The sequence below is a fragment of the Candidatus Stoquefichus sp. SB1 genome, from assembly GCF_001244545.1.
Classification (GTDB): Bacteria; Bacillota_I; Bacilli_A; order Erysipelotrichales; family Coprobacillaceae; genus Stoquefichus.
In genome coordinates this window covers 99,477-121,432 of sequence record NZ_LN852694.1, presented here as the reverse complement: position 1 = coordinate 121,432, position 21,956 = coordinate 99,477, and the positions used below count along the sequence as shown (strand labels likewise).

Sequence of the window (21,956 nt, the reverse complement as noted above, 5' to 3'; positions counted from 1 at the left end):
AAGCGTTTTCATAAATATGTAAACATTTCCCTTTATCAAATCCTTTCCAATCATTTATTCATATAATTATTATAAATACCTATGGACATCAAAAGGGTGACAAACAACAATGAAATTATATAAAAATGATACCTAATCATATAATTAAGTATCATTTTTATTATTCACTTATTAAATTCTGTCCATAAATGATTGAATCGCATCATCAATGACTTCTCTATTCATTGCTGAAGTTGGAATACAATCCCCATTATCCATAACCAATTCACCACTTCTCACCAATTCAATATGCTCCATATTTACAAAATATTGTGGATGCATCTGAAAGAAATGATATTCTAATAATTTTTGTTTGAGTGGCTTTAATTTTTCAAAATAACCACAATAACGTTCCCCCATTGTAATGACTGTTGTTGTTTCATCTGTTGTTTCAATATAAACAATTTCAGCTGGGATAAAATCATGTGTTGTTTCATCTTCAAGATGAAATAATACATGAAAATGAAGTTTTTGATAAACTGTCAAAGCTCTTTGAAACTCACTAGCTAATAATTTTTCCTGAGTCTTCAGTAACATTTGGAAACCATATGCTCTAAAGACTTCATGCATATATTTATAATCTTCACAAACATAAAACAAAATACAGTCTGGATAATGTTGATGAATCATTCTCCCTAATTCAAAACCATTTCTACCATGAATAACTGCTCCTAAATAAGCAATATCAAAATTTTCAGTTTCAATTCGACGAGCAATTCCAGGTGTCTCAGTATAACTTTCAAAAAGTAATTCCTCATCACAAGGAAAAGATTTAATCTTTTCTATTAAATATTCAATATATTTTTCATCTTCATCACAAATTAATATTTTCATATGCTCTCCTTTCAATCAGATATATTTTACTACAAATTCTGACAAAAAAATGTCACTTTTACGCCATTTTGTGCACTTTTTACGCCATCGTTTCTTTTTTTGACATTTTTTTTGTTAATCTGTAAAAGATTATATATCAATTAAAGGAGGAAAATATGAAACAAACAAAGCAATTATGGTCTCCTTTTCTCACAATTGAAAAGGGATTATTGGTATTGGGAATTCTTGTACTTATTTTAATGAGTATATCAACTGTTTATCATAATTCGATTTATTCTTATGATCAATATAGTCAAACCTATCCCAATGCTGGCTTAGAATTTTTTTATTATCTTTATTGTGTTGGCGTTAATCCATTTTTATTTATATTACTTATGTTATTGATGCCGAATCTGATATCTTATGATTTTTTAAATATTCATCAAAATCATGCGGACTATATGATTGAAGCTCGTATATCTAAACGAAGTTATTATCATAATATTTTTATCAAAAATATTATGATCTCTATAATGACTGTTTTCATTATTCAAATATTCATTTTAATAACAATTCATTTCTTTTATGCACCTATTCAATTCAATACAATGACATATCCTGAAAATTATTATTGTACAACACAACTTTTTTGCCAAAATGAAATTCTAAGTCTTTTCTTGTTTACTGTATTGACAGCAATTGGTTACGGAATTGTCTCTAGTCTTTTATTTTCATTACAAGTCATTATTACAAATAAATATATTTATCGTTGTTTTGGTGTCATTTTTGGGATTCTACTTGTCCTGATTCCAGCTTTAATTCAAGGTTACTTACCTAATCCTGATCTGGCATTTATTTTACAAATTAATAATCTTGTTGCGATTGGTATGGAAAATGTACGAGCCAATCCATTTGGTTTTTCACATCTTACTCTCTATCTTGTGAGTGCTGGCATTTATAGTGGTTTCTCTTTTGGATGTTTTCAAATATTAAAAAAACGGAGAGAACAATATGATTAAAAAACTCTATCAACTATTAGATAAACGAATACTTTTATTATTAATGATTATGCTTATTGCATCCCCCACTTTATGTGGTCAAAACACTTATACAATATGTTTAATTTACTCTCATTATTTAACTGTTTATATGAATAACATTTTTCTTTTAATGACTTATCAGTTTGCTTATCGACTCAATGTTTTCTTTCAACCAATGGTCATTCGTCTTGGAGAAAAAGCAGTTTATATATGGACATATGTAGCATTGTTTCTATTAGGAGCACTATATACACTTATCATTTATATAAGTTATGCTTTCTTTTTTGGAGCAATTCCTAGTGAATCTTTTCAAATCACTGTTGTTTTTATGATTTATAATTTTATTATCATGGGTATAGAAACAACGATTATTTATTTACAGATTGGTCAAAAGAAAAATTTTATTTATTTAGCATTACCTATTTTTGTTAATTTTTTATTTCATATTTTATTTATTAATTTATCATAAAGGAGTTTACTATGTTAGAAATACATGATTTATCAAAATCTTTTCATCATCATCTCGTTTTAGATCATTTAAATTTAAAAATTCAAACAGGTCAATTGGTTTATATCCATGGTATTAATGGTTCTGGTAAATCAACTTTATTTAAGTTGATTTGTGATATATTAAAACCTGATTCAGGAACAATTCAAATATCTTCTGATATACATATTGGTGCATTGATTGAAAATCCTGGTTTTCTTGAAAATGAAACACTTGCATTTAACTTAAAATTCTTAGCTTCCTTAAATCACAATCATGATCCTCAAAAAATAGAACAACTTTGCCAATTATTTCAATTAGATTATCAAAGTCGAATAAAATTAAAAAATTATTCTCTAGGGATGCGTCAGAAAGCTGGTATTATTCAAGCGATTATGGAAGATCAGAATCTTATTTTATTAGATGAACCAACCAGAGGACTGGATGCTGAATCCATTCAAACATTTTGTCAAACAATAAATGAATTCAATGCCCAAGGAAAAACAATTGTTATTGCAGCACATGACTATCTCAAAGAAATTCATTATACACATATATATCATTTAGAAAATGGTCAATTCAAACAAGATGAAATGGATTAAAACAAGTCTTGTTTATACATTATTATTTGGATATTTATATTCGCTTTATAAAACTATGTTACCAGCTATTCTTTTACATTATCCAATAATTGATTTTCGTTATTTTATATTTATAGCTATCCAAATTTTTTGGTGTACATATTTTTATCAGATCGTTTATCAATATATTATTCTTTATACTTTTATTCGCATTCGTCTTAATCGTATAGACTGTTTGAAACTTCTTTTCAAACAATTCTTAAAATATATAGTTTTTTTCATTTTTTTACATTTTATCTTATTTTTCTACTTTTTTCGACAAATCCCATTTGGTGTCTTATGTATAAACATAGCAATTCAATGTTTTGGTTTTATTTTTGTTTTATTTTTAAAAAAAGTTTGGAATTATAGCTACATCTTGATTGTCTTTATAATTCTTTGTTGTCATTTTATAGTATAATTCAGATATAAAGAAACGAGGTATAAACAAAATGAATAATAACAGCGTAGATAAAGCAAATGATTTATTATATGAGACACTTTTGACTTTAGTTAAATTTAATAACGATGATTTATCATTTCAGCAAAAGCAACAAATTTCATCAGTTATTGACAACTTAGAAGAAGTGAGACATTTACTGTATGAGCTTAAAAATGAGATTCAAAAAAATGTAGCCTAGATTATCTATAACCAATCATTACATGAACTAAAACAAATTTGTTTTAGTTCATGTTTTTTCATTGATAATTTTCAATAAATCGATAAATTGTCTGATAATAAATATCTTCACCTACTGAACAACTATTGGCATGCCCTGCTCCTTCAACCACCAATTTTTCTTTTTGACAATTTGCTGCCTGATACAGTTCATCAAGCATAGAAAAAGGAACAAAATTATCCTGATTGCCATGAATAAATAAAATAGGTGTTTGACTTTTTTTCACTTGTTCAATTGGTTTTACATCTTCAAGATAATATCCAGCACGCATTTTTGTCACAAAACTAGCCATATGCAAAGCAATCTCACTTTCTACTTCATTCATATTAATATGTGTTTTAAAGACATCCCAGACACTTGTATAACCACAATCTTCTATAATTGCTTTGACTTGTTTAGGAATTTTTTCTCCAGCGACATTCATAACAGTAGCTCCACCCATTGATACTCCATATAAAATAATAGAGGCATTTTGATCCTTTTGGATAAGATAATCAATCCATTGAATAATATCCAAACGATCATCCCAGCCCATCCCTATATAATCACCATCACTAAATCCATGTCCTCTTAAATCAGGAATCAAAAGATTATAGCCCTGTTTCTTAAAGTTTTTAATAGGTGAAATAATACTTGCTCCATCACCTCGATAACCATGTACCATAATTACATAAGTTGAACTTCCCTGATCAATATAACACCCATATAAATTCATATGTTCTTCATTTTCTAATGAAACATTCACACCATTATCACTTAACCACTGACGAGATGCTTCTTCCACCGTTTTGTTTGTTTCTATTTTTTCAGAAATATTATGTTTAGAATAGGGATTTAAAGTATAATCATACAAATAATTTCCAATATATAATGATAAACAACTTATCATTAATATGAGAACCAATATAAAAACAATCACAATTTTTAAGATTTTTTTGATGTGAATCACCTGCTTTCATTTTGTTTTTTACTATTTTCGTATTTCATGTGATATAATATCATATAAAGGAGGAATGATGATGGCATTTCAAAAAATAAATATTCAGGATTTAGATATGAATCCATTGACTGCAATAGGTAAGGATTGGATGTTAATTACTGCTGGTAACCAGCAAAAAATCAATACAATGACCGCTTCTTGGGGTGGTATTGGTGTACTGTGGAATGAAAATGTTGTCACTGCTTATATTCGTCCACAACGTTATACAAAAGAATTTGTAGATCAGGAAAGTTGTTTCTCACTATCTTTTTTTGATGGATATAAAAAAGAATTGAGTATTCTTGGAACAGTTTCTGGACGTGATACTGATAAAATAACAGATGTGCATTTTCATCCAACTTTTTTAGAAGGTGTTCCTACTTTTGAAGAAGCAAAACTTGTATTCATTGTTGAAAAGATTTATGAAGATACGATTAAACCGGAGTGTTTCTTAGACCAAACATTAGATGAAAAATGTTACCCAGAGCATGATTATCATATCATGTATATTGCTAAAATAAAAAGTATCTATCAGAACATTTAAAGGCGAAAGCCTTTTTTTGTATAAAAAATAAATATACCACCATATTATATATGGTTATACAAATGATTTTAGAAACAATTTTCTTAGCTTTCATTTCTCTAGTGGTCTTATTTATTTTAACCAAAATTAAAGGATATAGACAGATAACATCATTAAGAATATATGATATATTATAGAGACAACACTTATTAAAATGATATATAAGCGGATAACGAATCAGTGCATATGAAAAAGAGATTTTGATGTCTATTATGACCGAAAATCTCTTTTTTACTCAAAACAATTTTAATCTCTTTCTTTTTCATGAAACAATATTTGACCATTGATTTTATCAATATGATACTCATATTCATATTGCCCAACTTCAAATTTCACTTCATAGTATTTCTTTTCTAGTTCGACTTCTAAATTTTTAACTTGTGTAGCTTTCACATTTGCATGTTGAAAGGCTTTATTTTTAGCCTCTTCTTGAGTAACCTTGATTTCACCCATATCCTTTTTTTCATAATCCAATATTTTTCCATCATGAGCACGAATCGTATATTCATATTTATATTGACCACTAACAAATTTCATTTCATATTCCAATTGTCCATCTTCATCATCTTTATGGAATTCATATTGAGTAATATTTTGAACACTTGCATGATTCATTGCTATTGTTTTTGCCTTAGCTTCTGTTATTTGTTTTTGTGATGAAGATTGATTATTGGTATGATTTTTCTTTTTTTCCTCTACTTCTTTCTTAAGTATTTTCCCGTGACTTGCTTGAATATCATACTCATATTTTATATCTCCTTTTACAAACTCCACTTCATAAATCATGACATTATCATCATAATCCAATTCTACATGTTGATTTGTTGGTTGTGAAACTTTGGCATCATTCACAGCAATTTCCATTGCTTTTTCTTTACCAATATATCCACTTTCACTTGCTTGTGTTCCTGTTGTATGAATATCTATGCTATTTTTATGCAATAGAATATTTAAATCATTGACTGATAAATCTTTTAAGGACTCAAAAGTATAACGGTTATTCTTATGAATCAGTTCTTGAATCACTTCTGCTTTTCCAATAGAAATTTGATATTGACTTGCTAAAGCTTCAATATCTTTTTTTTGTGAAACAGTTTGTGATAAAATAGAGCCTTGAATTTGACTGTCTTTTAAATATTCATCAATATGCATTGATAATATCATACGCAATTGTTCATTCTTTTCTTGATTATCTCCCGTCACTGATATTAGTAAAGAATTTTTTAATTCATTAATATACCCTTGTTTTAACATAGAACCAATTAATGCATTTGTTGCTAATTCAATATCATTGCCTTCTAATTTCATACTTCCAATAATCTTTTGACCATCTTGATTATATGGATGAACTTTTACAATTTTATTTTGATCATCAATATCTATAGCAATACTTGGATTAACATCAAATCCTACAGTGGCTATGACTTGATTTGGTTTTTGACTGATTGTCAATATTGCAATCAAAACAATCATCATAACTGGTAATACATAATATATTTTTCTTTTCTTTTTGGGTTGTTCCACAACAATCTCTTCATTTCTATTTTGTAATTGAGTTTGGATTGACTGATAAGAATCTGGTGTAATTTCCTGAAAAACCTCATTTAAATCTTTCATCCACTCTACCTCCTATTTCTTTCATTTTTTTCATTCCTCGTCGATAGCAAGATAGTGAAGTTGCTAATGGAATATCTAATAATGTTGCAATTTCATAATGCTTAAAGCCCCATAATGAATGCATAATAATAATTTCTCTTTCTTTATCATTAAGAGCTTGAAATAATTGTTCTAATATCATTTGTGTTTCCCAATTATTCACTTGAGGCAAAGACATATTATCATCATATTCCTGATTCATTTTTCTTCTTCGTAAATGCAGATAACATTCATTTCTAGCAATTGTAAATATCCATGCAAGTGGCTTTTTCATAGAATGATAAGAAGAACTTGCCAGATATATTTTTATATAAGTCTCCTGCATAATATCACTGCTATCATCATAGTTTTTGATAATGCTCATAATATATGCAAAAACAAGCGTTCGTGTTTTCTCATATAATTCATGAAAAGCATTATCAATTTGGGGAATGTTTAAAATTAATTGATCAATTTCTCGATTATTCATATGCATATGTCTCCCCTTTCACCTTATTAATACAATCATAACATCAATTATTGCATAAATTTTATTTTTTATAAATTTCATTATTAAATACATTTTTTCAATTAGACATCTTCCATAACAAAAAGAAGTCTTCATTTAAATGAAAACTTCCTTTAATCAATTACATATTTTCTTTATATTCTAAATACTCATCATATGTTGATAAACGATCTAAGCAACCTTTTTCATTAAATTCAATAACACGATTTGCAACAGTCTGTACAAACTGATGGTCATGTGATGAAAATAAAATATTCTCTTTAAAACGCATAAGTCCCTCATTTAAAGCTTGAATAGACTCTAAATCAAGATGGTTTGTCGGTTCATCTAAAATCAAAACGTTACAATTTGCCATCATCATTTTAGCCAACATACATCTTACTTTTTCTCCTCCAGATAAAACATTTGCTTTTTTAAGTGCTTCTTCACCAGAAAATAGTACTCTTCCTAGCCAACCTCTTAAATCTTGATCATAGACATCTTCATCTGTAAACTGACGTAACCAATCAACCAATGTTAAATCACAATTTTCAAAATATTCATTATTATCTTTAGGAAAATAAGATTGTGATGTTGTGACTCCCCATTGGAATGTTCCTTCATAATCTTTAATTTCACCAGTAATAATTTTAAAGAACGATGTGACTGCTAATTCATGTTCACCAACAAAAGCAATCTTATCTTTTGGATTTACAGAAAAAGAAATATGATTTAATATCTTTTCACCATTGACTTCATAAGATAAATCTTCAACATTTAAAACAATATTCCCAACTTCACGATCTGGAGTAAAACCAATAAAAGGATATCTTCTTAGTGATGGTTTAATATCTACCATCTCTAAATTATCTAATAATTTCTTACGAGAAGTCGCTTGTTTTGCCTTAGAAGCATTCGCACTAAAACGTGCAATAAATTCTTCTAATTCTTTTTTCTTAGCTTCTGCTTTTTTATTGATATCTTTAGCTTGTTTTACCATCATTTGTGAATATTCATACCAGAAATCATAATTTCCTACATACAATTGAATCTTACTAAAATCAATATCTGCAATATGGGTACATACTTTATTTAAAAAATGTCGGTCATGTGAAACAACAATCACAGTATTAGGAAAATTAAGTAAGAAATTTTCCAGCCAATTAATACTCTTTATATCTAAATGGTTTGTAGGTTCATCTAATAAAAGAATATCAGGATTACCAAATAATGCCTGTGCCAATAAAACTTTCACTTTTTGTTGATCACCAAGTTCTTTCATCAAAACATGATGAAATTCCCCAGTTACTCCTAATCCATTCAATAATATCTCAGCATCAGTTTCCGCATTCCAGCCATCCATTTCCATGAATTCACCTTCTAATTCAGCCAATTCAATCCCATCTTCATCATTAAAATCAGGTTTGCTATAAAGTTCTTCTTTTCTTACCATAATTTCATAAAGACGTTTATTTCCCATTAAAACAGTTTTTAAAACTTCCATTTCATCATAAGCAAAATGGTCCTGTTTTAAAACCGATAATCTTTGTCCCGGTGTGACAACAACTTCCCCTTTATTTGGTTCTATTTCACCAGATAGTATTTTTAAAAAGGTTGATTTCCCAGCTCCATTGGCTCCTATGATTCCATAACAGTTTCCTTCTGTAAACTGTATAGAAACATTTTCAAATAAAGCTCTATCACCATATCTTAATGTTACATTTTGTGTTGATATCATCTTTGTTTCTCCTCTTTCATAGTCTTCCTTATTATACATGATTAAATATATTTTTCAACTTAACAAATGAAAAAGAAGAAGGGCTTCCTTCTCCTTATATTTCATAACTTTGTTTTTTCATTTTTATAAATACAATTGCTCCACTGACAATCATAAGAAGTGTTAATCCTAAAATCATTGTCTGATCTTCTGTTTTTGGAGTATCATTTTCTATTGATTCAGGTTTTTGAACAGGTTCTTCTTGTGGCTTATTATCTGGAATTGTTTGATCCTCCTGATTATCATCATTAATCACATCTTTTGCTTGAACCTCTATATTGAATTCTACTAAATGTTGTGCATATTTCATAATGATTTTATTATCAGTTGTTTTTAATGGATCTTGATGAGAAAATGAGAAATTCGCTTTTGAATCTTGATTATAAGTAACTATTTTATAAGTTCCATCACTATAATGAACCTTTATTTTTAAACCTTCAGGATTAAAGAATTCTCCTTCAAAATAGGTTGTTTTCTCTGGCTTTTCATCAATTTCAATATTTGTGATTGTAATTTCAAGAACATCCACTGTTAAAGTATCACTATAACCATTGAGATTAGCTTTGATTTGTATTGAATTTGTTTCATCATCCCCTATTTTTATCTGATGTCCTGAAATTTGAGTCTTTGGGAAATGAGTTCCTATTAATTGATATTCTACATTTTGATAATTTGACGGAATCATCATTGCCGATGACAATTGATTATTTTCATCATATACTTGAAATGTTTTATCAAAATATGAATCTAAATCTAGTGTTTGTCCCCTATTCGCATGAATTGTACTTTGATTTGCTTTTACGTGTGTGACACCACGATAGATTTGATGTGGATTTGTTATTTTATTGACAGCTGCTAAAATTTGAGGATTCATTATTTCATCCTTTGTATCAGTTATAACCATTATTTTTGAAAGTTTTGAAGAATGCTGTAATGCTGTATCTTTAATATTTGCAATCTTATTAGATAATGTTACTGATTCTAAATTTGTACAATACCATAGTGATGATGCACCTAAAGATTCAACATTTTTTGGAATGACAATTGATTTAAGCGAATGACAATCAATAAAAACATTATCTGCAATTTTTTTGACACTATCTGGAAGAGCTATTGCCTCTAATTTAGCACAATGATAAAAAGCATTTGATTTTATTTCTGTTAATTGATGAGAGAGTTGGATATTTTCTAAACGAAGACAGTCTTGAAATGTATAATTTTCAATTATTTTCACTTCATCAGGAATCTTAACAGATTTTAACTGTTTACAATTTTGAAACGCTCCTGTACCAATACTCGTGATTGTTTCAGGAAGTGTAATCGAAACCAAAGCAGCAGGATTAACATTATCATAAAATAAATGATCTCCTAAACTGACAACAGTATACATAACATCATTATATTCAATGGTTTGTGGTATATTATAGGAAGTTCGTGTTTTATCAGCACCAATAACACTGACATTATTTTCGCCAATCATTTGGTACGTTAGACCATCTTTTTCAAATGTTTCATCAGCCGCAGACGTTTTATGAATAGTCAGTGTAAACAACATCATCATTGCGACAACCATTATTGTTATTTTTTTCATAATTTCCTCCTTTTTTATTTTCAGTGACATTTATACACTCAGTATTATTATCACTTTTTATATTGTATCATTCTTAAATTAGAATTGATTGTATGATATGACACTTCTTACAAAAAGAAAAAGCAGTTCGTCATAAAGATAAACTGCTTGTCATATCGAATTGAAATCACAATCAAATAGGAAACTATAAATGTGAGATAACATTTTTATAATCAAACACAATCAGACCACATTCTTTACAAATAAAGGCATGAAAATCTGATCCCATGAGAGTGTTTTTTGCTATCATAACATCCTCTTCATGTTTTGAATTTAACGATATTTTATGTCTTGTTTTATTGAATGCAATGATATTCCCTGTTTGTAAAAATCCTGGCTGCATCTCTTTGCCACATTGAGGACAAATCATTATCAACACCTCCAAACGTTTTGACTCGTTAGTTTTTTATAAAAACCATCCTTTACCCATAAACACACTTCAACAAGAATTGAAATCTTACTTCTTTTTAAGTTCAGCAATGGCACCATAATGCAAAACATCAAACTCAGCAGGAGCATTATCAGTAAGTAACTTTAAATGTTCCTGTTCCCACATGGCAATCTCTTCTTCCGTAAGTGAAGCACCAATCCCACGACAAGCCTTCATTCTTCCATTCCAGCTTTCACGAGTAAAATGTACATATAAAGGATACTCTTCATGATAAATGAGTTCAAATTTTTCATCATAACAATCAGGTATACTTATTGGGTGGATTGTTTCTCCAGCACCACTCCACTGTGGACTATATTTCAGTGCAAGTTTTTCACTTGCTCCTGCAATTTTATCTTCATAAGGCAACCAAGCCATATACAATACAAGAATCCGTCCATTAGGCTTAAGCATACGATAAAACTTAGATACAATTTCCTCATGATTGAAATACCAGAAACATTGACAAGCCGTAATAACATCAAATGATTCATCTGGGAAATTGATGTTTTCTGCTGATAATGCATAATAATCAATATCCATACCTTCCGAAAGAATTTTAGCTTGTTCAATTTGATTTTCAGATATGTCTGTACCTGTCCATTTTGCTCCATAGCGATACATATTTCTAGGTAGAACTCCTGTTCCTGTTCCCATATCAAGGACACTTTGACCACTCATACATAATTGACGGTTTATGATTTTATCATAAAATTCCTGTGGATAAATATCTCTAAATTTTGCATAATCTGCTGAAGTTTTCCCAAAATCAAAAGCTTTTCCACCATCAATATTTTCATCTGTTATATTCATGACAACTTCCCCTCCAAGATTTCTTTTATAGAGATATTATACAGCCATTAAATGCCAATAGCAACTTGAACCAAAGATACAAAAAATTCAATCTGTAGTCTATGTTTTCATTTTAATATGTTATACCATTTCTTTACAAAAAAAGAAATATCAAGACTTATATATCAATAATCAGTAAATAATTATAATAGTAACAGGATTTTATAAAGAAAAAAATCATTAATAACAGGAATTCTATCATCAATGATTTTCCGATTATATTTAGTTTTGTACTGTATGATGAAAAGTTGGAGAATACTGATCTATGACTTCAAACTGATAGCCTTTTTTAATCAGATAATCTAATATAGCTGGCAATGCTTTAACTGTATTATCCTGTCCTGAACTATCATGCATTAAAAACATAATATCTTCTTTATCACCAATTTCTTCAATGGCTTTCTTTTTTAAGCCATTCACTGTTTTAATACCCTCACCATCACCATTAATAGATGTCCAATCATAATACTGATATCCTAAATCAATGACTTTCTTTGTTAATCGTTTCATAATACCTACATTATACTTTTTAGAAACAAGGTTACTTGAACCACCAGGAAAACGCATAAATTTTGTATAAACTCCAGTTTGTTCATAAACTACATCTTTAATCTTATTTAAATCATTAATATAATTCTTCAGTGAACTATAGATGAGTTCATAATCATGACTATATGTGTGTAACCCAATTGTATGTCCTTTTTCATAGGCTTCTTTAATATAATGAAAATCTTTAGGAGATGTTCCCGTGACAAAGAAAGTGGCTTTTATATGATATTCATCTAATACCTTTAGAATTTTAGCGGTATTGCTCGAGGGCCCATCATCGAAAGTTAAATAACATGTTTTTTTACCATCTTGTTTTGCTTCACGATTATCATATTGACTCAAAACTTCTACTAAACGTGTATATGTTTCTTCATTGCCCTGATCATCCACAACGTGATAATAAACTTCATATTCACCTGTTTTACGAATATTTAACTGCGAATCATCAATTGTTAATTTAGGATTCTTATCATGGTCATCCTGAACTGTAATCCCCTTTTTTAAATCTATTTCATCACCAATTAACATTGTTACTTTATCTAATCCAGATATTGTTGGTGCTTCATTATCTCTTTCTTCTACTAACACATATGCATTTTTTTCTGTTTTATTTTCATATTCATCTTCTACAACAACAATAACTCGATATGTTTTCACTTCATTAAAAATATAATCTTCTTTAAAATAAACAATTGTTTTTGAATCATCTTGAATATTTTTAACTAATGATTCAGGATTCACTTTTTCATTACGTAATATTTTGGTATTGACTGTATCAAATTGAGGAGGAATTTTATCATCAATAAATATCTTTAATGTAAATGTTTTATTTCGATAAACATACTCAATTTTATATTCACCTAATTTTTCATTATTCACTTGACTATGAATTTGTAATTCTTCTATATCCATATGTGAAACCTCTTCAATATAATCATAAGGTTTCACTTCTTCATATAATGACAAATGAATTTCATCATGAATAAAATGAATTCTTGGTTGTTGCGAAATGTAAATTATACCTGCACAAGCTAAAACTGCTATGCAAGAAAAAAAGATCTTTTTCATATGTATCACCAAAATACTATATGCACAAAAGATCTTTTTCAGTCCTATAATTGAAAATATTCTTCAATAATTTCTTTTTCACTAAATGCCAGAGGTTCTTGATCAATAATTTGATAATCTTCATGTCCTTTGCCTAAGCATAAAATGACATCACCAGTTTCTCCATGATCTAAAGCATAATGAATTGCTTCTTTACGGTCTTCAATAATCACATATTCTCCACCAATACGTTGAATACCTGTCACAATATCCTGACAAATTTTTGAAATACTTTCGCCACGTGGATTATCCGCTGTTAATATCGAAAAAGCTTTATATTTTGCAACAATTTCTCCAACATCATAACGACGTTTAACATCACGATGTCCACCTGCACCATAAACACAATAAATGCGATGTGGATGATAATCCATGATGGTCTGAAGAATGCTCTCAAATGAAAGTGCATTATGAGCGTAATCAATCATAACAGTATAAGGTTGTCTGACTGGCACAATTTCAACACGTCCTCTTACTCTGACTTGCTTTAAAGCCGCTTGAATATAATTTGTCTCAATGTGTAAAAGATGACAAAGCATAATCGCTACAAGCGAGTTATAAACACTAAAACGTCCTGGAATGTCTGTTTCAAACTCAGCATTAATAATTCCAGATGTTTGAAAAGAAACACCCAAAGTTCCTTGACCTTGACTTAATTGAATATGGGATGCCTTTAAATCACTTTCATGATGTAATGAATAAGTTTTGATATCACATTTTGCACCTTTAATCATATCTCCATAATGTTCATCATCCTGATTAAAAATCCCTACTTTACACATTTGAAATAGCATTTTCTTACATTCCATATAATGTTCAAAAGAATGATGTTCATGCTCTCCAATATGATCTGGTGAAAGATTTGTAAAAACACCATAATCAAAATCAATTCCTGCCACACGATTAAGCATCAATCCTTGTGATGAAACTTCCATAACACAATACTCACATCCACAATCTACCATTTGTCTCATTAATCTTTGTAATTCAAATGATTCTGGTGTTGTATTCTTTGTTTTTTGAAACTCTCCATTGACAATAGAACCAATTGTTCCAATAATTCCTACTTTCTTATTAGCTTTTTCTAAAATTGATTCCACCATATAAGATGTTGTCGTTTTTCCTTTTGTTCCAGTAATTCCAATCACTGTCATCTGACGACTTGGATGTCCAAAAAAGGCACACGATAAAAGTGCTAATGCTTTTCTAGCCTCAGGTACTTTCATGTATGTAATGCCTTCACGAAAAGGAACATCACGTTCAACAACAATAACACGAGCACCTTGATCAATCACTTGATCAATAAAATCATGCCCATCAACATTGGCACCTGGAATACATACAAATAAACTTCTATCTTTAACAGTTCTTGAATCATAATCAATCTGACTAACATCTTGATTCAAATCACCTTGTAAAACTTCATAATCCATTTCTTCTACTAATTGTTTTAATTTCATTTTTCTCACCAATCCTATTATATCTGTTTTTAAATGCAAATAAAAGAAAAAATCATCCGAAGATGATTATAATCTTGTTAATTTCATATCTCCACTTTTTATGTAATTCAATTTACGAAAGGCACGATACATACTCCAGCAAATTGCCATTGGGACAAGAACATCTACGATAATTAAAGGTAACCAGAAAGATGATCCCATGACCTGTATACATTCTAATAATCCTACCAGTCCAGCCGTTCCCATTCCAGAACCAACAGGTGTACATTTGATACCTAAAACAGCAGTTGAAAGGATTCCTGTAATAAGACTTGCTACGATTGGTGGAAGCCATATAATCGGACGTTTAACAATATTTTTAAATTGTAACATACTAGTTCCAATACCAATAGCAATGACATCACCAATTTGATTATCATCCATTGACATGATAGCCAATCCAACCATTTGAGCACAGCATCCTGCTAAAGCAGCACCAGCCGCCAAACCATTTAAACCTAACATAATACCAATAGCTGCTGATGAAATCGGAGCAGTTAAAGCCATTCCCATTAAAACCGCAACAATCATTCCCATTAACAAAGGCTGCATTGTTACACCTTGATTAATTAAATCACCAATCCATACAATCACTTGAGAAATATAAGGTCCAACAAATTTTGTAATCAAACCAGCACAAAGAATAGAAGTCAATGGAACCAATAAAATATCCAAAGGTGTTTTATCTTGTATAAGTTTTGTAACTTCAATAGCCAATATAACAGCTAAATAAGCAGATACAGGATTTCCTACAGCAACAGATACATTTTGTCCACTGATAGAAAATGTCCCAGCACCAATTGCTCCAGCAATAACAGCTGCAATCATATTAAGACCTTTTGCATCTAAGACAACAGCAATTCCTACACCAATAGCCGGTCCCATTAAATATGTCGCTAACTGTCCCCAATAAATCAAATCACCCCAATGTATTGCCCCACCAATTTGTTTTAATATTGTTCCAATAATGAGACTGGCAAAAAAGCCATAGGCCATCCCATTAAGTGTCTTAACAATATAGTTTTCTTTTTGTGATGCACGTGCCATAACAATTCCTCCTTTTTCTAATTCAATATCTTAATAAACGACTTCCTGAGTTAATGTCATATTTTTAGCCCATCGTCCTTTTTTAAAGAAATACGTAGCAACAAACAATTTCAGTAAATCACAGGCCTCAACAATTGCAAACAATTGAACAAGTGATAAATTCGTAAAAATAGATAAAACTGTTGATAAAAGAACTCCTGCACACCATAAAAAACCAGAGTCCATCAACATTGTTGAGAAAGTATCACCACCAGCTCTTAATGTAAAAAATACACAGACATTATAAACATAAATAGGTAACAATAAAGACTTAATTCTCAACAACATAACAATTGTTTCTTTAATCATATCTTCAACATTATAAAAGGAAGCAATCAATGGTGCTACACCAATAAAAATAACACTAATTGTCAAACCAATCATAACACCAAATGCTAATAATTTATAAGCATTTGCTTTGGCTTCTTCAATCTGATTTGCGCCTAAACGATTCCCAATTAAAATAGAAATAGCACTCGATAACCCACCAAATACAATATATGCAATTTGCATAACTGTATCAACAACACTAATAGCTGAAATCAAGCTTTCATCACAACGCATATAGGATAAGAAAATCATAGCTAATCCTAATGAAAATAAAATTTCATTAGCAGTGAGTGGAATTGCTTTTCTAATCATTGAACGAATTAATGATGTGTCAAGATGGAACAAATTTCGCAATGAAAAAGTAAAAAAATGTTTATGTCGTTTTAAAATAATTAAATAAATACCTAATTCTAAAAATCTAGCTATAGCAGTTGCAATGGCCGCTCCTTGTACTCCTAATGTTGGAAAACCAAAATTTCCAAAAATCAATAAATAATTCAATGAAGTATTGGTTACTACAGTAATTAGCCCAACTATCAACTGAATTTTATTAATTCCTACAGCACGCATAGCCATCATAATACTAAAACTCATAGCAAAAGGAATATAAGTCAATACTGCAAACTGAATATAACGTAAACTTTCTTCAATAACAGCAGGATTAGATGAAAATATTTCCATCAGTTGTCTAGGCACTGTCATTAAAGCCACAACAAATAATCCCGCCACTAAAAGTCCACATGATAAATTGATATTAAGTATCTTTTGACAATTCTGATATTTCTTCGCTCCATAATATTGAGCAATAAAAATACCAGCGGCCCCACAAATACCAAACATTGTTGAATTAAAAATCAGATATACACGATTAGCTACAGTTACTGAAGTTAATGCTAGACTTCCAACACTACCAATCATAATATTATCAATGAGATTTACAAAACTTGTTACAAATTGCTGTGCCATAATTGGCAAAGCAATGGATAATGTTGTCATATAAAAAACTTTATTCCCCAAAAATTTTTTCATAGAACATCCCTGCCTTTATTTTTTCTTATTCATTAAGTGAGGGAAAGCTTTTAAAATACGCTTCTCAGCAAACTTTGTCTGTTTTGTAATTTCCTGATATATTGGCATATCCTTAACTTTCATATCCTCAAATATCTCATACAAGTTCTTCTTACTGCTTTCAAAACCATCAAATGCTTTGACAGTATATTCTTCTACCATTTTTCTAAACTCTTCCAAGCGCTCTTCTAAATGAGCCAATGCAATAATCGTAAAAATTAAATCAATAGTCAAAATTGTAGTTAAAACGGTTGCAACAACTAATAAAAGAACCATTCCATATTGTAATAACCATTCCATTATTGCTGGCTGAACAAATTTAACTGCAATCACACTAAAAAGTCCAAATACCAAAAATCCTTCTAAGCAGACTCTCCCATTCACATTAAAAGCTTTATCAGAGTAATCCCACCAACGATGATGATATAATGCCTCCATTGCCCAAGAAGTTAAATATTCAATAACACATGCAACAAAAGCTCCTTCTATAAATATAGATAAATAACTTTCTTGAGGTGAAAATAATAAAGAAACAACCAATGCTCCTACACCATAAATAGGTACAATCGGTCCATTCAAAAAACCACTGTTTTTAATTTTATGTCCTGTTATTAATGGACAGATGAAAGATTCCCATATCCATCCACAAAAACCATAAATAAAAAAAGAAATCACAAGTGCACTGATATACCTTTCCATTATTTTCCCTCCTATATACAATAAAAACGTTACATAAGTAACGTTATTTTCAATTGGTGGAGCTTAGCGGGATCGAACCGCTGACCTCCTGCGTGCAAAGCAGGCGCTCTCCCATCTGAGCTAAAGCCCCAAAACCTATATTAAATTAATATGGTGGGCCTGAATGGATTTGAACCATCGACCTCACCCTTATCAGGGGTGCGCTCTAACCAACTGAGCTACAGGCCCATATTATAACAGAAATTAATGGTGGGCCTGAATGGATTTGAACCATCGACCTCACCCTTATCAGGGGTGCGCTCTAACCAACTGAGCTACAGGCCCATTAATGACTGCCCTAATATATTAGCATAGCCCCTATTTTTCGTCAATACTTTTTTTATTTTTTTTGCATAATTAAGCTACAAAAGAAAAAGATAAGTCCTAAGACTTGATTAATCGATAAATAATGAAAGCCATAATAAATGAAAGAAGAAATAAAGTACTGAAATTGATCAGCAATTGACTTCTTCTTTTTTATTATTTATATCTATACCTTAAAACAAGCAAGAACTTATAATCCCTCTTTTAATCTTTTCTTTTGATACTCTAAAATACATTGAATTCCCTTTTCATTAATTTGACTAGGTAAAGGCATTGCCTTAGCAAATAAAAATCCTTGTACAAAATCAACTTCCAATCTTAAAACAACCTGTAATTCTTCTAAAGACTCAATTCCCTCAGCAATCACACTTTTCCCTCTTTCATGGCAATAAGATACAATATTCTCAACAATTTTTTGTTTATCAATATCAGTATCAATATCACGAATAATATCCATATCTATCTTTACATAAGTTGGATTAATCATCAATAAATTACGTTCACTATTATACCCACTACCATAATCATCTAATGCAATTTCCGCTTTCCAACGAGATAATGTTGCTTTCTTTGCCTCAAAACAATCTTGATTTGTATCTTCATATTCAGTGACTTCTAATACAACATTATGTAAAAGTTCATGATAATTTTTTTCAATCTGCTCTATCTGTTCATCAGCGATTAATTGATGTGATAGTGAATTAATAAAAACTTTATGATTTTTGTGTACTTTTCCTTGATGATAATATTCATTATAAGAGTATAATGCTTCACGCCATGTCATAGCTTCTATTTGGCTTAACTGTGCTTCTAATTTCGCTAACATAATAATTTCTTTAGGATCTTTTAAAGTTGGATGAGAAGAACGCAAAAGTGCTTCATAGCCATAAATTTCACCAGTATTAGTACTAATAATTGGCTGAAAATGATAAACCATCATTCTTTCATCCATAAATTGATGAAAATCAATGCGTTTTTTCATAATATAGGAATTATTCTCATAATCCAAAAGATTGAAAACTCCTATTTCGCCCTTAACTGTTTTCTTCACAGAATACATTGCATAATCAGAATATCTTTGTAATTCTTCAAAATCGGTACTATCATCTGGATACCAGGCAATACCGCCAGATACTCGAATCTTAACTTTTTGTTGATTTGGTAATTCAATACTAGCAATCGCTAAAGCCTTTTTTAAACGCTCTAACTGTTCAGCAATTTGATCTTTACTATGATATCCATAATAGAAAAGATAAAATTCATCGCCAGATGTACGCGATACAATTGTTTGCTTTGGTGAATTCTCTTTAAATATGCGTGCCGTTCCTTTAATATAGGAATCTCCACAATCATGGCCATATTTATCATTAATAGCCTTTAAATTATCTAAATCCATCATCACCAATGCTCCAACATTCAACTGACTCTTATGAACACTAAACAATCGTTTCATTTTTCTTTGGAACGCACGTCGATTCATTAAACCAGTTAAAACATCATGATCTCTTTCATGTTCAATTGCTAATCGTTCTTTAATAACATCACTAATTTCTTCCAATAAACCAACACATTTTTCTTTATCACTATGATATCTCAAACGTAAATATACCTCATCAGTTGATGTCTCAATATGATAAACATACTCATTATGATTCTTTGTTGCTTTGCAACATCCATCAAATGTATTAAATAATTTTTTAAATTCATCAACTGACATATGTCTTGTATCTATATCATGTAACATAAAAATATCAAAAAATTGATCTGTAATAAACAATTGATTGGTTGTATAGTCAATTTCAAAACCAGCCAATTTGGTATTTGCTAATCGAATAATATTAGTAAAACGTGATGCTGATTCAAGCACATCATTATTCATTTTTTCAATAGCCTGAATTAATTGATCAATTTCAATAATATTTGTTTTAGCCAATTTCAAACGTGCCATAGCACCTGTTGGATGGGCAATTCGTTTTGCCAAATCAACAATTGGCTTTGTAATATATTTCGTTAAAACAAAAGAAAGAAGTGCTCCTAAAACAATAATAACAACAAATATAAATGTAAATATTTCTGTTAAATGATTGGTAATACTATAAAGTTCGCTCTTATCCACCAGTCCCAATAATACCCATCTTTCATTTTCATAAGGTGTATTGGTATTATAGAGTTTCAATGAAGACGCAGAACAATAAATTTTATCATCAATATATTGTTCATCAGTCCCTTCAACTTTCATTTTAGAAAAATCATTAAATGAGCGTGAATAATAAGGCCCATTTAAAAACATTGACTGATATGTATGATCATCTTCTTTTAAAGCCAATACATATCCACTATTCCCATTATTAAGCAATTCATCATAATTCAATATCTTCTGTAAATAAGCAAATGAAATATCTACCCTAATAGCTCCATATACCTTTTGATTACAGATCAATGGAAGCATAAATGAAATACTATATGTATCACTGCCATAAAGCTTATACGGCTGAATCCAGCATCCAACATCATTCAATGAAAAATCCGGATTATCAATCACTAACTGAAAATTTTGAAAAGCTTTTTCATAAAATATATAATCTTCCCGATTAAATTGAAATGATGGTTGCCAACAACTATCTGTTGATATATTTAATTTATCAACAAGTTCTTTAGGAGAACGTGCTAATAAAAGATCTGTATTCGTTGACGTATAGACGCTTTCTGGATCATTATCAATAACATAAATACCTGGGAAAAACTGACTGTTTTTTTGCGTAAACTGTCCATCACTTAAAAACAAATAAGCCCCTGTCGTGCCATGATTTCGCAACATTGTAATCAGTTCATCAGAAGTTTTTTCAAGCAGCAATAAACTATCCTGAGAAGAATTTGTTAAGTGATCCAATGAAATCTGATGACTATCAACAAGATTTTTGGTAATTGCATTAATACGATTAATCTCACCTTCAATATTAGACCATTTCGTAATCATAGATGTTTGTAAATCATGTGCTCTATTTTTGACTTGCTGATCAAATAAACTTCGGCTGTTTGCATTCATTTCCCCCAATATATCATAATAATAACTAAACCCAATTAAAAATATAACAACAGAGGCAATCAGCATACACATGGGGATAAAAATTCTTTTAAATAAAGAATTTTTTTGAAATACTTTATTATATTTTAATTTCATA

At 29.9% G+C, this 21,956-nt stretch carries 19 protein-coding genes and 3 tRNA genes; 5 read left to right on the top strand and 17 right to left on the bottom strand.

Annotation, left to right across the window (positions count from 1 at the left end):
- Window positions 1–171: 171 nt before the first annotated feature.
- Window positions 172–873: a LytTR family transcriptional regulator DNA-binding domain-containing protein gene (locus BN1865_RS04250; RefSeq protein ID WP_050636023.1), complete on the bottom strand. Its 702-nt coding sequence runs from the start codon at window positions 871–873 to the stop codon at window positions 172–174.
- A gap of 155 nt (window positions 874–1,028) precedes the next feature.
- On the opposite strand from BN1865_RS04250, the gene BN1865_RS04245 reads away from it, so the two are divergent.
- From BN1865_RS04245 to BN1865_RS04230, 4 genes are all read left to right on the top strand, one after another.
- A complete protein-coding gene (locus BN1865_RS04245) occupies window positions 1,029–1,871 on the top strand; it encodes a hypothetical protein (RefSeq protein ID WP_050636022.1) in 843 nt (280 codons plus the stop codon).
- Window positions 1,864–2,361 carry a hypothetical protein gene (locus BN1865_RS04240; RefSeq protein ID WP_050636021.1) on the top strand — a complete coding sequence of 166 codons (498 nt, stop codon included), beginning with the start codon at window positions 1,864–1,866 and terminating at the stop codon, window positions 2,359–2,361. Before BN1865_RS04245 ends, BN1865_RS04240 begins: the two co-directional genes overlap by 8 nt.
- An 11-nt stretch (window positions 2,362–2,372) precedes the next feature.
- Window positions 2,373–2,981: an ATP-binding cassette domain-containing protein gene (locus BN1865_RS04235; RefSeq protein ID WP_050636020.1), complete on the top strand. Its 609-nt coding sequence runs from the start codon at window positions 2,373–2,375 to the stop codon at window positions 2,979–2,981.
- A 470-nt stretch (window positions 2,982–3,451) separates the two neighbouring features.
- Complete coding sequence (locus BN1865_RS04230; RefSeq protein WP_050636019.1) at window positions 3,452–3,640, top strand: hypothetical protein; 189 nt, start codon at window positions 3,452–3,454, stop codon at window positions 3,638–3,640.
- Between the two features lie 58 nt (window positions 3,641–3,698).
- Here BN1865_RS04230 and BN1865_RS04225 read toward each other — a convergent pair whose 3' ends face one another.
- Window positions 3,699–4,598 (bottom strand): alpha/beta hydrolase, encoded by a 900-nt coding sequence (locus BN1865_RS04225; RefSeq protein WP_232780322.1) that lies wholly within the window; start codon window positions 4,596–4,598, stop codon window positions 3,699–3,701.
- 100 nt (window positions 4,599–4,698) lie between these two features.
- Between BN1865_RS04225 and BN1865_RS04220 the strand changes: the two genes are divergently transcribed.
- Window positions 4,699–5,202, top strand: coding sequence for a flavin reductase (locus BN1865_RS04220; protein ID WP_050636018.1), 504 nt, complete (start codon window positions 4,699–4,701; stop codon window positions 5,200–5,202).
- A gap of 285 nt (window positions 5,203–5,487) precedes the next feature.
- Here BN1865_RS04220 and BN1865_RS04215 read toward each other — a convergent pair whose 3' ends face one another.
- The 15 genes from BN1865_RS04215 to BN1865_RS04145 all read right to left on the bottom strand — a co-directional run bounded on the left by BN1865_RS04215 (window position 5,488) and on the right by BN1865_RS04145 (window position 21,955).
- The gene (locus tag BN1865_RS04215) at window positions 5,488–6,858 is read right to left on the bottom strand and encodes a PepSY domain-containing protein (RefSeq protein ID WP_050636017.1); all 1,371 of its coding nucleotides are present in this window, start codon (window positions 6,856–6,858) and stop codon (window positions 5,488–5,490) included.
- On the bottom strand, window positions 6,842–7,366 hold the full coding sequence (locus BN1865_RS04210) for an RNA polymerase sigma factor (RefSeq protein ID WP_157844078.1): 525 nt from the start codon (window positions 7,364–7,366) through the stop codon (window positions 6,842–6,844). Before BN1865_RS04210 ends, BN1865_RS04215 begins: the two co-directional genes overlap by 17 nt.
- Before the next feature lie 160 nt (window positions 7,367–7,526).
- Window positions 7,527–9,122 carry an ABC-F family ATP-binding cassette domain-containing protein gene (locus BN1865_RS04205; RefSeq protein WP_050636015.1) on the bottom strand — a complete coding sequence of 532 codons (1,596 nt, stop codon included), beginning with the start codon at window positions 9,120–9,122 and terminating at the stop codon, window positions 7,527–7,529.
- A 94-nt stretch (window positions 9,123–9,216) separates the two neighbouring features.
- Window positions 9,217–10,752 (bottom strand): leucine-rich repeat domain-containing protein, encoded by a 1,536-nt coding sequence (locus BN1865_RS04200; RefSeq protein ID WP_050636014.1) that lies wholly within the window; start codon window positions 10,750–10,752, stop codon window positions 9,217–9,219.
- 184 nt (window positions 10,753–10,936) lie between these two features.
- Window positions 10,937–11,161 carry a PF20097 family protein gene (locus BN1865_RS04195; RefSeq protein ID WP_050636013.1) on the bottom strand — a complete coding sequence of 75 codons (225 nt, stop codon included), beginning with the start codon at window positions 11,159–11,161 and terminating at the stop codon, window positions 10,937–10,939.
- 87 nt (window positions 11,162–11,248) lie between these two features.
- Window positions 11,249–12,034, bottom strand: a complete 786-nt coding sequence (locus BN1865_RS04190) for a class I SAM-dependent methyltransferase (protein ID WP_050636012.1) — start codon at window positions 12,032–12,034, stop codon at window positions 11,249–11,251.
- A 261-nt stretch (window positions 12,035–12,295) separates the two neighbouring features.
- Complete coding sequence (locus BN1865_RS04185) at window positions 12,296–13,690, bottom strand: polysaccharide deacetylase (protein ID WP_050636011.1); 1,395 nt, start codon at window positions 13,688–13,690, stop codon at window positions 12,296–12,298.
- Between the two features lie 44 nt (window positions 13,691–13,734).
- Window positions 13,735–15,189, bottom strand: a complete 1,455-nt coding sequence (locus BN1865_RS04180; protein ID WP_050636010.1) for a UDP-N-acetylmuramoyl-L-alanyl-D-glutamate--2,6-diaminopimelate ligase — start codon at window positions 15,187–15,189, stop codon at window positions 13,735–13,737.
- A 66-nt stretch (window positions 15,190–15,255) separates the two neighbouring features.
- On the bottom strand, window positions 15,256–16,275 hold the full coding sequence (locus tag BN1865_RS04175) for a PTS sugar transporter subunit IIC (protein WP_050636009.1): 1,020 nt from the start codon (window positions 16,273–16,275) through the stop codon (window positions 15,256–15,258).
- A gap of 30 nt (window positions 16,276–16,305) precedes the next feature.
- Window positions 16,306–17,673, bottom strand: a complete 1,368-nt coding sequence (locus tag BN1865_RS04170; protein ID WP_050636008.1) for an MATE family efflux transporter — start codon at window positions 17,671–17,673, stop codon at window positions 16,306–16,308.
- A 15-nt stretch (window positions 17,674–17,688) separates the two neighbouring features.
- Window positions 17,689–18,411, bottom strand: a complete 723-nt coding sequence (locus tag BN1865_RS04165; RefSeq protein WP_050636007.1) for a putative ABC transporter permease — start codon at window positions 18,409–18,411, stop codon at window positions 17,689–17,691.
- 54 nt (window positions 18,412–18,465) lie between these two features.
- Window positions 18,466–18,541, bottom strand: a tRNA-Ala gene (locus tag BN1865_RS04160).
- Between the two features lie 21 nt (window positions 18,542–18,562).
- Window positions 18,563–18,639: transfer RNA gene (locus tag BN1865_RS04155), tRNA-Ile, on the bottom strand.
- A 19-nt stretch (window positions 18,640–18,658) separates the two neighbouring features.
- Window positions 18,659–18,735 (bottom strand) — tRNA-Ile (locus BN1865_RS04150).
- Window positions 18,736–18,964: 229 nt separating this feature from the next.
- Complete coding sequence (locus BN1865_RS04145; protein WP_050636006.1) at window positions 18,965–21,955, bottom strand: putative bifunctional diguanylate cyclase/phosphodiesterase; 2,991 nt, start codon at window positions 21,953–21,955, stop codon at window positions 18,965–18,967.
- Window position 21,956 lies beyond the last annotated feature (1 nt).

Excerpts from the sequence above, each read along its gene's own strand:
- BN1865_RS04210 (WP_157844078.1), bottom strand. The coding sequence starts at position 7,366 with ATGAATAATCGAGAAATTGATCAATTAATTTTAAACATTCCCCAAATT.
- BN1865_RS04175 (WP_050636009.1), bottom strand. The coding sequence starts at position 16,275 with ATGGCACGTGCATCACAAAAAGAAAACTATATTGTTAAGACACTTAAT.
- BN1865_RS04185 (WP_050636011.1), bottom strand. The coding sequence starts at position 13,690 with ATGAAAAAGATCTTTTTTTCTTGCATAGCAGTTTTAGCTTGTGCAGGT.
- BN1865_RS04235 (WP_050636020.1), top strand. The coding sequence starts at position 2,373 with ATGTTAGAAATACATGATTTATCAAAATCTTTTCATCATCATCTCGTT.
- BN1865_RS04205 (WP_050636015.1), bottom strand. The coding sequence starts at position 9,122 with ATGATATCAACACAAAATGTAACATTAAGATATGGTGATAGAGCTTTA.
- BN1865_RS04245 (WP_050636022.1), top strand. The coding sequence starts at position 1,029 with ATGAAACAAACAAAGCAATTATGGTCTCCTTTTCTCACAATTGAAAAG.
- BN1865_RS04145 (WP_050636006.1), bottom strand. The coding sequence starts at position 21,955 with ATGAAATTAAAATATAATAAAGTATTTCAAAAAAATTCTTTATTTAAA.
- BN1865_RS04200 (WP_050636014.1), bottom strand. The coding sequence starts at position 10,752 with ATGAAAAAAATAACAATAATGGTTGTCGCAATGATGATGTTGTTTACA.
- BN1865_RS04165 (WP_050636007.1), bottom strand. The coding sequence starts at position 18,411 with ATGGAAAGGTATATCAGTGCACTTGTGATTTCTTTTTTTATTTATGGT.
- BN1865_RS04215 (WP_050636017.1), bottom strand. The coding sequence starts at position 6,858 with ATGAAAGATTTAAATGAGGTTTTTCAGGAAATTACACCAGATTCTTAT.
- BN1865_RS04220 (WP_050636018.1), top strand. The coding sequence starts at position 4,699 with ATGGCATTTCAAAAAATAAATATTCAGGATTTAGATATGAATCCATTG.
- BN1865_RS04180 (WP_050636010.1), bottom strand. The coding sequence starts at position 15,189 with ATGAAATTAAAACAATTAGTAGAAGAAATGGATTATGAAGTTTTACAA.
- BN1865_RS04170 (WP_050636008.1), bottom strand. The coding sequence starts at position 17,673 with ATGAAAAAATTTTTGGGGAATAAAGTTTTTTATATGACAACATTATCC.
- BN1865_RS04240 (WP_050636021.1), top strand. The coding sequence starts at position 1,864 with ATGATTAAAAAACTCTATCAACTATTAGATAAACGAATACTTTTATTA.
- BN1865_RS04190 (WP_050636012.1), bottom strand. The coding sequence starts at position 12,034 with ATGAATATAACAGATGAAAATATTGATGGTGGAAAAGCTTTTGATTTT.
- BN1865_RS04250 (WP_050636023.1), bottom strand. The coding sequence starts at position 873 with ATGAAAATATTAATTTGTGATGAAGATGAAAAATATATTGAATATTTA.
- BN1865_RS04230 (WP_050636019.1), top strand. The coding sequence starts at position 3,452 with ATGAATAATAACAGCGTAGATAAAGCAAATGATTTATTATATGAGACA.
- BN1865_RS04195 (WP_050636013.1), bottom strand. The coding sequence starts at position 11,161 with ATGATTTGTCCTCAATGTGGCAAAGAGATGCAGCCAGGATTTTTACAA.